Here is a 12,312-nt window from a genome sequence, read left to right on the forward strand (position 1 = left end):
CGCGCTTCCGTCCCGCGACGCGGATCACAGGCGTACCGAATGGTCGGTCTGCGTATTGTCCGCGGAGGCGTCCCGCCGTCAGGATGACGGCGTCACGTCAACACGACCGACCAGCAGGTCGCCAGTCCCGAGGAGCCGTCATGCCAGAGCCAGTCATCGTCGCCACCGCCCGCTCCCCGATCGGCCGCGCCAAGAAGGGCTCGCTGGCCGACTCCCGACCGGACGACCTGACCGCGCAGGTCGTGCGCGCGGCGCTGGAGGAGGTGCCGCAGCTCGACCCGGCCGAGATCGACGACCTGATGCTCGGCTGCGGTCTGCCCGGCGGCGAGCAGGGCTTCAACATGGCCCGCGTGGTCGCCGTGCTCATGGGCCACGACCACCTGCCCGGCACCACGATCACCCGCTACTGCTCCTCCAGCCTGCAGACCACGCGGATGGCGATGCACGCCATCAAGGCCGGCGAGGGCGACGTGTTCATCAGCGCCGGCGTGGAGATGGTCTCCCGCTTCGCGAAGGGCAACTCGGACTCGCTGGAGAACACCCAGAACCCCGAGTTCACCCCCGCGCAGGAGCGCACCGCGCGCACCGGCGAGCAGGGCGCCGACACGTGGACCGACCCGCGCGAGGAGGGCCTGCTGCCCGACGTCTACATCCCCATGGGGCAGACGGCCGAGAACCTCGCGCGGCGGGAGGGCGTCACCCGCGACGAGATGGACGAGTTCGGGGTGCGCTCGCAGAACCTGGCGGAGAAGGCCATCGCCGACGGGTTCTGGTCCCGCGAGATCACCCCGATCACCACGCCCTCCGGCCAGGTCGTCGACAGCGACGACGGCCCGCGCTCGGGCGTGACCAAGGAGTCCGTCGCGGAGCTGAAGCCGGTCTTCCGCCCCGACGGCCGGATCACCGCGGGCAACGCCTGCCCGCTCAACGACGGCGCCGCGGCCGTGGTCGTCATGAGCGACACGAAGGCCGCGGAACTCGGGCTGACCCCGCTGGCCCGCATCGTCTCCACCGGCGTGTCCGCGCTGTCCCCGGAGATCATGGGGCTCGGCCCGGTCGACGCCTCCCGCCAAGCGCTGCGGCGCGCCGGGATGAGCATCGACGACATCGACCTGGTGGAGATCAACGAGGCCTTCGCCGCCCAGGTCATCCCGTCCTACCAGCAGCTGGGCATCCCGCTGGAGAAGCTCAACGTCAACGGCGGCGCCATCGCCGTGGGCCACCCCTTCGGCATGACCGGCGCGCGCATCACCGGCACGCTGCTGAACTCGCTGGACTGGCACGACCAGCGCTACGGGCTGGAGACGATGTGCGTCGGCGGCGGCCAGGGCATGGCGATGATCGTCGAGCGGCTCAGCTGAGTCCGCTCCCCGGCCGCCGGCCGGGCCCGCGCGAACCGGGGCGCCGCTGCCGCAGCGACGTCCCGCGGTCGTTCGAGGGGCTCGCACGAGAAGGCGGGGGCGGCTCGCGAGCCGCCCCCGCCGCGCAGGACTCCCCGCGCTCACCGGCCGCGCGGATCGGCGGTCGCGCGCTCGGCCCGCACCGGGCCCGCTGCGCCGCCGGTCCGCGGACTCCCTATTCGCTCTGGAAGTAGCTGAGCAGGCGCAGGATCTCGATGTAGAGCCAGACCAGGGTGACCATCAGGCCGAAGGCGATGTACCAGGACACCTTGGCGTCCACGCCCTCCTTGATGGCCCGGTCGGCCTGGTCGAAGTCGAGCAGGAAGCTGAACGCCGCCAGCCCGATGCACAGCAGGCTGAAGCCGATCGCCAGCGGACCGCCGTCGCGCAGGCCCAGCCCGCCCGAGATGAAGAAGCTCGCGATCAGATTGACCAGCATCAGCGCGGCCACGCCGGCGATGCCGCCGATGATGAACTTCGTCAGCTTCGGCGTGACGCGGATCGCGCCGGTCTTGTAGACGACGAGCATGCCGGCGAAGACGCCGACCGTCCCCGCGATGGCCTGCAGGATGATGCCCGGGTTGCCCGCGATGAGGTTCGCGAACAGGTAGCTGATGCCGCCGAGGAACACGCCCTCCACCGCGGCGTAGGCGACCACCAGGGCGGGGCGGATCTTCTTGGTGAAGATGATCACCAGCGAGAGCACGAAGCCCACGATCGCCGCCGGCAGCGCCAGGGCCACCGCCGGCTGCCCGAAGGTGTAGGTGATCGTGCCCGTGATCACCGCGATCGCCAACGTGATCGCCGTCTTGGTGACCACGTCGTCGATGGTCATCGGCCGCGTCGACTGCGGCGGCGCGGTCGGCGCCTGCCCCGACGGCGCGCCGTGACCACCCGGCTGCGCCTGGCCGTAGTTGAAACTCGCGTATCCCCCGCCGCTGTGCGCAGGCAGGTTCTTGAACGCGGGGTTGCTGCTTGTGCGCAACTCATCCTCCTGAGGGTGCGTGCGCGCCGTCTTCGGCGGAACAACGAACAGGTGCCCCGATCAGTTCCCGGCAGGACAAATCAGACCCTACGCGACGGGGCCGGTGATCAAGCGACGCCGGGCCCGCGCGGAGGTCCGCCGGCCCGGTTCTGCACGGGTCCGGTTCCGCATCGGCCGGTTCCGCGCCGGCGCGGGCCGCACGGGACGAGGAGCGCACCGCGTCCTCCACCGGCCGCGGATCGAGCACCGGAGGTCGGTGCGCTATCGCCGCTTCTTGCCCTTCTTGGCGCTGGCGGCCTGCTTGCCGGGGCGCTTCTTCGGCTGCGCCTTCTTCTTGCCCGAGTGGGCGCCCTGGCCCTGCGACTTGCCCGGGCTCGACTGGTCCGGCTGCCCGTTGGTCTTCGCCTTGGCCTGTCCGTTCTGCGTCCCCGCGGCGGTCGGCTCGGCCCGCTCGCCGGAGTCGTCCGCCGCGTCGTCCGCGCCGCTCGCGCCGTTCTCGGAGGACTTGGAGCGCACCGGCTTCTGCCCCGGCTTCGGACGGGAGATGTTCTGCTTGCGCTCCTCCTCCTTGGCCTTCTCCTTCTCCTTCTCGCGCTCCTGCTCGCGATCCACCTTGTTGGTGAGGAAGTGCTGCTGGCCCAGGGTCCAGACGTTGTTGGCCAGCCAGTACAGCAGCACCGCGATGGGCAGGATCCAGCCGGAGATCAGCGCGCCGATCGGGGCGACGTACATCATGATCTTGCCCATGGCCGCCGTCTGCGGGTTCGCCATGGACATCTCGGTCTGCCGGCGCATGGACATGCGCATCGTGAAGTACGTCGCCACCGAGGCCACGAGCATCAGCGGCACGCCGACGACGATCATCGACATCCGGTCGGTGCCGAAGTCCTCCAGCACGGCCTGCGGCTGGGTGATCGCGTTGGAGAGCTTCGCGCCGAAGATGTGCGCGTTGATGAACGACTCGACGCCGGAGCGGTCGAAGAAGAAGTTGCTGTCCGCGCCCGGCTTGAAGCTCCGCAGCACGTGGAACAGGCTCAGGAAGACCGGGAGCTGCACCAGCACCGGCAGGCAGCCGCCGAGCGGGTTCACCCCGTGCTCGGACTGCAGCTTCTGCATCTCCTGCGCTTGCCGCTGCCGGTCGTTCTTGTACTTGTCCTTGATCTTCTGGATCTGCGGCGCGAACTTCTGCATCTTGCGCGCGGAGCGCATCTGGCTCAGAGCCGGCTTCAGCAGCAGCACACGCAGCGTGAAGACCAGGAAGAACACCGACAGCGCCCACGCGAAGCCGTTGTCCGGCCCGAGGACGAAGCCGAAGACCTGGTGCCACACCCACAGGATGAACGACACCGGGTACAGGATGAAGCCGAAGAAATCCGCCACTCGTTACTCCCGGTCGCGCCTGGAACGCGCCCGCAGCGGGCGCGCCCGCTCGGCCGCGCCCCACAGGGGCCAACCACACCAGGGTGCCATGCGGCCGCCGGGGAACCCGCACCCCCCGGCGGCCGCCGTCGCAGCGCAGCGCGCCGCTCACCGGAGGGATCGGGACTGCTTCCGGGATCCGCCCGCGGCCGGTTCGGCCTGTTGCGGCCTCCCTGGTGCGCGGCCGGCGGCCGCACCGCCCGGCGGACCCGACCAGGGGGTGGAACCCGGCCGGGCGGGTTCAGCGGTGCCGCCGACCGCCGCTACTTGAGGGCGCGGCCGACGAGCCGCCCGCCCCACAGGTAGATCAGCGCGGCCAGGCCGTAGTTGACGATGACGCCGAGCGTGGCGTCACCGGGCTGGAAGACGTCGCCCAGCCCGAACACGAACGTCTTGGCCACGGTGTAGGTGAACGACACGAACCCGTGGTCCTGGTTCGCGCCCGCCACCACGAACACGATGTGGAGCACGAACGCCAGGGCGATGAGACCGGTGACCAGTTGGACCGCGCGCCCCACGGCCGAGGCGCTCGGCAGCGGCACACCACCCCCGCCGCCCTCGCGGCGCGACCGCCGCGACTCCGGGCCGTAGCGCTCGTCCTCCTCCTCGTAGCGGGAGCGCCGGCGCGAGCGGGGCTCGGGTTCGCGGTACGGCTCCGGTTCGTCGTAGGCGGGATCGTCGTCCCAGTACCCGTAGCGGTCCTCCTCGTGCGAGGGCTCGTACGGGGGGTGCGGCTCGGCGGAGGCCGGCTGCACGCGCGTCGGCTGCGGATGCTGCGGCGGCTGGTAGCCGGGCACTCCCGGAGCCGGGTGCGCCTGCTCCGGCGGAGCGTGAGGCGCTCCCGGCGGCCCGGGCTGGTGGCCGGGCGGCGGGGCGGGGGCACCGGACGGCCCCGGCATCGCCTGCCCGGGGGCGGGGCCCGGCGGCCCACCTGGCTGACCCGGCGGTGGTCCGCCGGGCTGACCCGGCTGTCCGGGCGGCGCCTGCGGAGGAGGGCCGGGGGGCGCGCCCGGGGGCGGACCCGGCTGCCCGGCCGGGGGTCCCTGCGGCGGATGCCCCGGTCCACCGGGATGGTTCTGCGGGCCGGGCGGTGCTCCGTGCTGCGCCGGGGCCTGCGGTGGTGGCGGGGCCTGCGGCCCCGGCGGACCGTGCGGAGGTGCTGCCGGCGGGGCGCCGTGCGGGGGCGCTCCCTGCGGCGGTGCGCCCTGCGGCGAGAAGCCCTGCCCGGGAGCCCCCTGCGCCGCGGGCGGCCCGGGCGGTGCCTCCGGCGGCGGTGGCGCACCCTGCGGGGGAGCCCCCTGCGGCACTGCGCCCGGCGCGGCGGGAGGAGCTGCCGGGGGCGGCGCACCCCGCGGCCCGGACTGGCCGGCCGGCGCGGGCGGTGGCGCCTGCTGCCCGGGCGGGGGCTGCGCCGGCGCTTCGGCTGCGGATCCCCCCGGGGCGGACGGCTGCTGGGGTGCCTGGTGCGTCTCCGCCCCCTCGGGAGGTCGTGGTGCCGCCGGCCCCGGAGCTCCGGGTCGCTGCGGGCCGTTCGGGGGCTGCGCACGCTCGTTGGGCATCGCGCAGATTGTGGCCACCACAGGCGGGGCGCGAAAGTCCGCCCCCGCGCGGTGGCGCGATGAGCCTGCGCACAGCTCCGCACGTTCCTGCCCGCACCGCCCGTTGCCCACTCGACCACGACCCCACCAGCGCACATTGGACTCGTTCCAGAAAGCGCAATTTTCATGAAAATTGGAAGCCGTCCCCACACGGATGGAGCACCACTCGTCCACAGGGGTGCGGGTTGTCCACAGGCGGGGAGCCTCGGTGACCTCGAACGGGGGAGAGAACACGGGGTGGGTGCGGGCGGCCGCGAGAGCGGCGGGCACGGCCCGGGGCGGAATAGGGTGTGGATCAGGCGCGTTGCCCCGGGCATGCGAGCAGTGGGAGTGACCGAATTCGGCGGCCCCGGGGAGCTGCAGGTGCACGACATCGCCGAGCCGAGCGCCGGCCCCGGCGAGATCCGCCTCCGCGTGTGCACCGCAGCCGTGAACCCGACCGACACCCACGTGCGGAACGGGGCGCGCCGGAAGAGCCTGGAGAAGCACGACCCGCCCTACGTCCCCGGCATGGACGTCGCCGGAGTCGTCGACGCCGTCGGCGCCGGGACGCGGACCGAACTCGCGGTGGGCGACCGCGCCATGGGCATCGTCGTGCCCGTCGGATCGCACGGCGCCTACGCGGAGAAGGTCGTCCTGCCCGCCGAGTCGGTCGCCCCCGCTCCGGCCGGCACCAGCCACGCCGAGGCCGCGACGCTGCCGATGAACGGGCTCACCGCCCGCCTGTCGCTGGACCTGCTGAACCTGAACCCGGGTTCGACGCTGGCGGTCACGGGTGCGGCCGGCGCCTACGGCGGCTACGTCATCCAGCTCGCCAAGGCAGCGGGACTGCGCGTCGTCGCCGATGCGGCGAGCGAGGACGAGCAGCTGGTCCGCGACCTCGGTGCGGACGTGGTGGTACCCCGCGGCGAGCAGGTGGCCGAGGCGATCCGCGACGAGGTCCCGGACGGCGCGGACGGGCTCGCCGACGGTTCCGTGCAGGGGGAACAGCTGCTGCCCGCGGTGCGCGACGGCGGTGTGATCACCAGCGTGCGCGGGTGGCGCGGCCAGTACGACCGCGGAATCGAGGTGCGCCCCACGCTCGTGGTGGACTACGCCCGCGAGCACGCCAAACTGGACGAGCTGCGCGAGCAGGCGGAGCGAGGGGTGCTGAGCCTGCGCGTGGCGCGCACGTTCCCGCCGGAGCGGACCGCCGAGGCGCACCGGGCGCTCGAGGGCGGCGGCGTGCGCGGGCGGCTGGTCATCCTGCCGTCGGGCGCCGAGCACGACGACCACCGGCCGGGCGCGTGAGCCCGCCGGAGCACCGGTGGCCGCCCCGGAGCGCCGCGCACCACCCTCCACAGCGGACCCACCGGTGCTCGGCACCACCCACGACGGTCCACAACGGACAGATCACGCGATGAGCTCAGTCCACACCAGGCACTCGATCCGCAGCGGACACCCCCATGGCCGACCGGCACCTCGTCGACGTGCACGTGCTGCTCGTCAGCAGCACCTCGCTGCTGCTGAGCAAGCGGCGTGATCCGCACAGCGAGTTCGACGGGATGTGGCACCTGCCCAGCGGCAAGCTCGAGGCCGGTGAATCGGTGCTCGAGGCGGCCTGCCGCGAGGCCGCCGAGGAGATCGGGGTGCGCCTCGCCGCGCCCGCGCTGCGGCACGTGCACACGGCGCACGTGAGCGCCCCGGGGCTCGAACCGCGGCTCGGGCTGTTCTTCGAGGCCCGCGAGTGGGTGGGCGAACCCGTCAACCGCGAACCCGCGAAGTGCTCCGAGCTGCGCTGGTTCGAGCTCGACGACCTGCCGGCCGAGCTCATCTCCTACCCCGCCGCCGGCATCCGCGGCTACCGCACCGGCCGGAGCCTCAGCACGCCCGGCTGGCCGGGCACCGGCGCTTCCGGCGCCGCCTCGGAGCAGGGCGCCGACGGGGAGCCCCACCGGGGATGAGCCGACGCCGCACCCGCACCTCCGGCGCCGCGCGCCCCGGCTTCAGCCGTCGTTGCGCATGCCCCGCCACAGGAGGTCGGCCAGGTTCGCGGTCTGCGTCCGCCAGTCGCCCTCCGGGTCGAGGTGGATCAGACCGCCCAGCCCGCGCAGGACCGTTTCCGCGTCCAGGTCGGCGCGGACCGTTCCGGCCCGGACGTTGGCCTCCAGCAGCGTGGCGACCGCGCCGACCATGGTCTCGTGGGCGTCGGCGGGCCGCGCCCCGGGTGAGGCGGTGGCGGCGCCGAGGGCCCTGGCCAGGCCGCGCTTGGTCATCATGTAGTGCGCCAGGTGATCGGTCACCCAGGCCCGGAGGGCCCGCTCCGGGGGGTGCTCGTCGAGCAGGCGCGGGACGACGTCGACGAGGTGCCGCAGCTCGCGTTCGTAGACCGCCAGGATGAGCGCCTCCGGCGTGGGGAAGTGCCGGTACACCGTGCCGACGCCCACCCCGGCCTGCTTCGCGATGGCGTTGAACGAGACGGCCCCCGAACCGGCCAGCGACTCCGCCGCCGCGGTGAGGATGCGTTCGTGGTTGCGCCGGGTGTCCGCGCGCCGCGGGCTGACCGAGCCCGTCGTCATCGTCCCTCCCCGGTCGTTGCATCGGCTTTCCGGGAATGTAATGCAACGACCCGCCCCACCGGCAGCGACCTCCGGAGGAGGCGCCGATTGCGGTGCGGATAGGAATCCGGTAGCGTCGACCCGAGATCAACCGGATGAATATCCGGGTCGATCTCGACGACTCGACTCCCACCACCACGACCCGTGCCGCCACGGGTCTCCCGCGTGGGCGATCTTCTGCGGGGGAGAAAGCAGTGGACATCACACTCGACATCAACGGCAGCACGCAGCAGCTGAGCGTCGACCCCGGCGTGACCCTGCTGGACGCGCTGCGCGAGCACCTCGGCATCACCGGCCCGAAGAAGGGCTGCGACCGCGGCCAGTGCGGCGCCTGCACGGTGCACGTCGACGGCAGGCCCGTGCTCTCGTGCCTGACCCTGGCCGCCGCCACGCAGCAACCGGTCACCACCGTGGAAGGACTGCCCGATGAGGACCGGATGCACCCGGTCCAGCAGGCCTTCGTCGACCAGGACGCGCTGCAGTGCGGCTTCTGCACCTCCGGGCAGGTCATGTCGGCGGTCGCCGCCGTGCAGCAGGACGTCGAGGACGTCCGGGAATTCATGTCCGGCAACATCTGCCGCTGCGCGGCCTACCCGAACATCGTCGCCGCAGTCGAACAAGCGAGGCAGGCTGATGCGTCCCTTTGAACTCACGGCACCCGCGTCCGTCGACGACGCGCTGAGCTCGTCCGGCGCGTTCCTCGCCGGCGGAACCACCCTCGTCGACCTGATGAAGCTCGACGTCGTCGCACCGCAGCACGTCCAGGACATCAACCGGCTGCCGCTGCGCGGCATCGACACCGCCGACGGGCTGCGGATCGGCGCACTGGAGCGGATGAGCGACGTCGCCGCGCACCCCGGGGTATATCCGGCGATCTCGCGCGCGCTGTCGCAGAGCACCTCGCAGCAGTTGCGGAACATGGCCAGCATCGGCGGGAACCTCATGCAGCGCACCCGCTGCACGTACTTCCGCGACGTGGCGATGCCCTGCAACAAGCGGGAGCCCGGAAGCGGCTGCTCGGCCATCTCCGGGAGCAACCGGATGCACGCCGTGCTGGGCACGAGCGATGCGTGCGTGGCCACGCACGCCAGCGACCTGGCGGTCGCACTGGTCGCGCTCGACGCGCAGGTCCGGCTCGTCAGCGAGAGCGGCACCCGCGACGTCGAGCTGGCCGACTTCTACCACCTGCCCGGGGACGCACCGGACGTGGAAACCGACCTGCGCCCCGGTGAACTGATCAGCGAGGTGCTGGTGCCGCGGCCGGACCCGGCGGCGCGCTCCACCTACGTCAAGGTGCGGGACCGGCAGTCCTACGAGTTCGCGCTGTGCTCGACCGCGGTCGCGCTGGACGTCCGGGACGGGCACGTCGCGGACGTCCGGCTGGCGGCCGGCGGGGTCGCGACCGTGCCGTGGCGGCTGTCCGCCGCCGAGGAGGCGCTGCGCGGTGCGCCCGCGACCGCCGACTCCTTCGAGAACGCCGCCGATGCGGCTGCCGAGGGCGCCGAACCGCTGTCCGGCAACGGTTTCAAGGTGTCCCTGCTGAAGCGGACCGTGCTCCGCGCACTGCTCGAAGCGACCGAAGGGAGCAGCACGTGACCAGTCGGCTGGACGGCCCGCTCAAAGTCACCGGCCGGGCCGATTACGGAGCGGACCGCACCTACCCCGGTACGGTCCACGGCTACCTCGTGCTCAGCACGATCGCCAACGGCGAGATCGCGACCATGGACGTCGCAGCGGCCGCGAACTCCCCCGGTGTGCTCGGCGTGTACACCCCGTTCGCACCGCTCGGCCTGCACGCGCCGAGCTCCCCGGTGTTCGGTGCGGGGCGGGCCCCGCTGCAGGACAGCAGGGTCTCCCACTACGGCCAGCCGATCGGGTTCGTGGTGGCCGAGACCTTCGAGCAGGCCCGGGACGCGGCGATGCTCGTCGAGGTCTCCTACCACGAGCGGCCGGCGCTGACCTCGCTGGAGGCCGGCCTGCCCGCCGCGGAACCCGATCCGTCCAATGAGGACCTCGAGGTCCTCGCCGAAGGGACGGAGTCCATTGCGGACGCGCTGGCGGCCAGCGAGCGGGTGGTCGCGGCGACGTACCGCACCGCGCCGCAGAACCACGCCGCGATGGAGCCGCACTCCGCGGTCGCGGTGTGGGAGTCCGGCGGCCTGACCATCTACAGTGGAAACCAGGGTTCCGACCTGCAGGCGGCGGAGCTGGCCTCGGCGCTGGGCGTGGACCCCTCGGCGGTCCGCGCGGTGAACCCGTTCGTGGGCGGGGCTTTCGGCGGCAAGGCGCGCACCTCCGCGCCGGCGTTGCTGGCGGCGGCCGCCGCCAGGGAGCTCGGCAGGCCGGTGAAGGCCGCGCTCTCCCGGGAGCAGGTCTTCACCGCCACGGCCGGACGGGCCGGCACGGTGCAGAAGATCTCCCTCGGGGCGGACGCCGACGGGACGCTGAACGCGCTGCGGCACGAGTCGTGCTGCAGCACGGACGCGGACCGCTCGTTCGTCGAGCCCACCTCGCACGGCACCTCGCGCGAGTGGTACGCCACCCGGAACCTGGCGATCAGCCAGCGGGTCGTGCCGCTGAACATCCCGCCGACGACCTTCATGCGGGCCCCGGGCGAGGCCCCCGGTTCGTTCGCGCTGGAGAGCGCGATCGACGAGCTGGCGGTCGCGCTGGACGCGGACCCGATCGAGCTGCGCATGCGGAACAACGCGACCGCTCCCGTCGACAAGGACCTGCAGTGGTCCGACAAGCACCTGGACGAGTGCTTCCGCATCGGCGCCGAGCGGTTCGGCTGGTCCGGGCGCGCGCCGCGCGGTCGCACCGAGGGCGACTGGCAGGTGGGCACGGGCGTGGCGACCGCGATGTTCCCGGCCATGCGGTTCCCGGCCAGCGTCGAGGTCACCCTGCGCGAGGACGACACGGCGGTGGTCGCGACCAGCGGCGCCGATCCCGGCACCGGGCTGCTGACCGTGCTGTCCACGGTGGGGGCCGAATCGCTGGACATCGCACCGGAGCGGATCGCGCCGCAGCTGGGCGACTCGGCGCTCCCGCCCGGCGGCATGTCCGGCGGCTCCACCGGCACGGCGAGCGCGGGCTCGGCCACCGTCGTGGCCGCGACCGAGGCGATCGACGCGCTGCTGGGTCTGGCCTCGTCGACGGGTGCGCCGTTCGAGGGCGCGGAGGTCACCTACGAGCGGGGGCGCGTGCTCGCCGACGGCCGCTCGATGACGTTCGGCGAGCTGCTGCGGGCGCTGAACCGCACGTCGCTCTCCGCGACCGGTTCCTCAGCGCCCGGCGAGGAGCGGTCGAAGCACTCGTTCAGCTCGTTCGGCGCCCAGTTCTGCGAGGTCCGCGTGCACCGGTTGACCCGGGAGATCCGGGTCTCCCGCCTGCTCGGCGTGTTCGACGCCGGTCGGATCGTCAACGAGAAGGCGGCGCGCAGCCAGCTCATCGGCGGCATGATCTGGGGCGTGTCCGCTGCGCTGCACGAGGGCCTGGAGGTCGAGGAGAACGGCCGGCTGGCCAACGGCGACTTCGCGGAGTACCTGCTGCCGGTGAACGCGGACATCGGCGATGTCGACGTCGATTTCGTCGAGCACCCGGACACGCTGCACAACGCGATCGGGGCGAAGGGCGTGGGCGAGATCGGCATCGTGGGCGTGGCGGCGGCCGTGGCCAACGCCGTGCACAACGCCACCGGCGTCCGCGTCCGCGACATCCCGATCAGGCTGGAGGACCTGCTGGACGACTGAGGAGGGAGTCCGCGGCTCGGCCCGCGTCGCAGGCGGGAGCGGAACCGCCCGGAGCGCCGCGCTCCCGCGTGCGGCCGGGCCCGCGCGGGCACCCGCCTCGGACGCGCAGCCGAGGCAGGACACGTGCCCCCGGTCGGGTTCGAACCGACACTTGAACGATTTTAAGTCGTTTGCCTCTGCCAATTGGGCTACGGGGGCCGACTCGCCAGCTACCGACGGTCACAACACCAGGGTCGTGCTTGTGAGACGTATCGGCACCACCGTTGGTTCCATCGCGTCGGAAACTCCGCAGGTGGAGTGACGCCGAACCGGGACGGTGGCACCACGCGCGCGAACGTCAGCGACGTGTCACGCGCACATCCTGGCCCGGTGCGGACGGTGGCACCGGTAAGTCGACTCGCGTGGCGGCACAGGCCATCGCTCGGCTACCCCTCACCCGCACGGGACCCACTCTTTCAGGTGACACGGTAGATCAGTGTTCGAGCGCTGACTACGTGCTGTCAAGCAGGTCCCGGGCAGATCACACTCAACGGGCCGCGCGCGACAAAGCCGCGTGCCTCG

10 protein-coding genes and 1 tRNA gene are annotated in these 12,312 nt (G+C 72.7%); 6 read left to right on the top strand and 5 right to left on the bottom strand.

What is annotated here, in order from left to right:
* Positions 1–140: 140 nt before the first annotated feature.
* The gene (locus ACYVJE_RS01185) at positions 141–1,361 is read left to right on the top strand and encodes an acetyl-CoA C-acetyltransferase (RefSeq protein ID WP_461142863.1); all 1,221 of its coding nucleotides are present in this window, start codon (positions 141–143) and stop codon (positions 1,359–1,361) included.
* Positions 1,362–1,575: 214 nt separating this feature from the next.
* On the opposite strand, the gene ACYVJE_RS01190 is transcribed toward ACYVJE_RS01185, so the two are convergent.
* The 3 genes from ACYVJE_RS01190 to ACYVJE_RS01200 form a co-directional block, all read right to left on the bottom strand.
* A complete protein-coding gene (locus ACYVJE_RS01190; RefSeq protein ID WP_461142864.1) occupies positions 1,576–2,385 on the bottom strand; it encodes a Bax inhibitor-1/YccA family protein in 810 nt (269 codons plus the stop codon).
* 261 nt (positions 2,386–2,646) lie between these two features.
* Positions 2,647–3,765: a membrane protein insertase YidC gene (gene yidC, locus ACYVJE_RS01195; RefSeq protein WP_461142865.1), complete on the bottom strand. Its 1,119-nt coding sequence runs from the start codon at positions 3,763–3,765 to the stop codon at positions 2,647–2,649.
* A gap of 302 nt (positions 3,766–4,067) precedes the next feature.
* Complete coding sequence (locus ACYVJE_RS01200) at positions 4,068–4,601, bottom strand: hypothetical protein (protein ID WP_459158373.1); 534 nt, start codon at positions 4,599–4,601, stop codon at positions 4,068–4,070.
* A 1,131-nt stretch (positions 4,602–5,732) separates the two neighbouring features.
* On the opposite strand from ACYVJE_RS01200, the gene ACYVJE_RS01205 reads away from it, so the two are divergent.
* Together ACYVJE_RS01205 and ACYVJE_RS01210 are read left to right on the top strand one after the other, a co-directional pair.
* Positions 5,733–6,692: an NADP-dependent oxidoreductase gene (locus ACYVJE_RS01205; RefSeq protein WP_461142866.1), complete on the top strand. Its 960-nt coding sequence runs from the start codon at positions 5,733–5,735 to the stop codon at positions 6,690–6,692.
* A gap of 155 nt (positions 6,693–6,847) precedes the next feature.
* Positions 6,848–7,345 carry an NUDIX domain-containing protein gene (locus tag ACYVJE_RS01210; RefSeq protein WP_461142867.1) on the top strand — a complete coding sequence of 166 codons (498 nt, stop codon included), beginning with the start codon at positions 6,848–6,850 and terminating at the stop codon, positions 7,343–7,345.
* A gap of 42 nt (positions 7,346–7,387) precedes the next feature.
* Here ACYVJE_RS01210 and ACYVJE_RS01215 read toward each other — a convergent pair whose 3' ends face one another.
* Positions 7,388–7,960 carry a TetR/AcrR family transcriptional regulator gene (locus ACYVJE_RS01215; protein WP_461142868.1) on the bottom strand — a complete coding sequence of 191 codons (573 nt, stop codon included), beginning with the start codon at positions 7,958–7,960 and terminating at the stop codon, positions 7,388–7,390.
* A 233-nt stretch (positions 7,961–8,193) separates the two neighbouring features.
* On the opposite strand from ACYVJE_RS01215, the gene ACYVJE_RS01220 reads away from it, so the two are divergent.
* Genes ACYVJE_RS01220 through ACYVJE_RS01230 form a run of 3 tightly spaced genes read left to right on the top strand, consistent with a single transcriptional unit; the run spans position 8,194 to position 11,751 of the window.
* Positions 8,194–8,646, top strand: a complete 453-nt coding sequence (locus tag ACYVJE_RS01220) for a (2Fe-2S)-binding protein (protein WP_461142869.1) — start codon at positions 8,194–8,196, stop codon at positions 8,644–8,646.
* On the top strand, positions 8,633–9,595 hold the full coding sequence (locus tag ACYVJE_RS01225) for an FAD binding domain-containing protein (protein WP_461142870.1): 963 nt from the start codon (positions 8,633–8,635) through the stop codon (positions 9,593–9,595). The genes ACYVJE_RS01220 and ACYVJE_RS01225 overlap by 14 nt, the downstream gene beginning before the upstream one ends.
* Complete coding sequence (locus ACYVJE_RS01230; protein WP_461142871.1) at positions 9,592–11,751, top strand: xanthine dehydrogenase family protein molybdopterin-binding subunit; 2,160 nt, start codon at positions 9,592–9,594, stop codon at positions 11,749–11,751. The genes ACYVJE_RS01225 and ACYVJE_RS01230 overlap by 4 nt, the downstream gene beginning before the upstream one ends.
* A 124-nt stretch (positions 11,752–11,875) precedes the next feature.
* On the opposite strand, the gene ACYVJE_RS01235 is transcribed toward ACYVJE_RS01230, so the two are convergent.
* Positions 11,876–11,949: transfer RNA gene (locus ACYVJE_RS01235), tRNA-Leu, on the bottom strand.
* Between the last annotated feature and the right edge of the window lie 363 nt (positions 11,950–12,312).

Source organism: Salinifilum aidingensis, assembly GCF_054782015.1.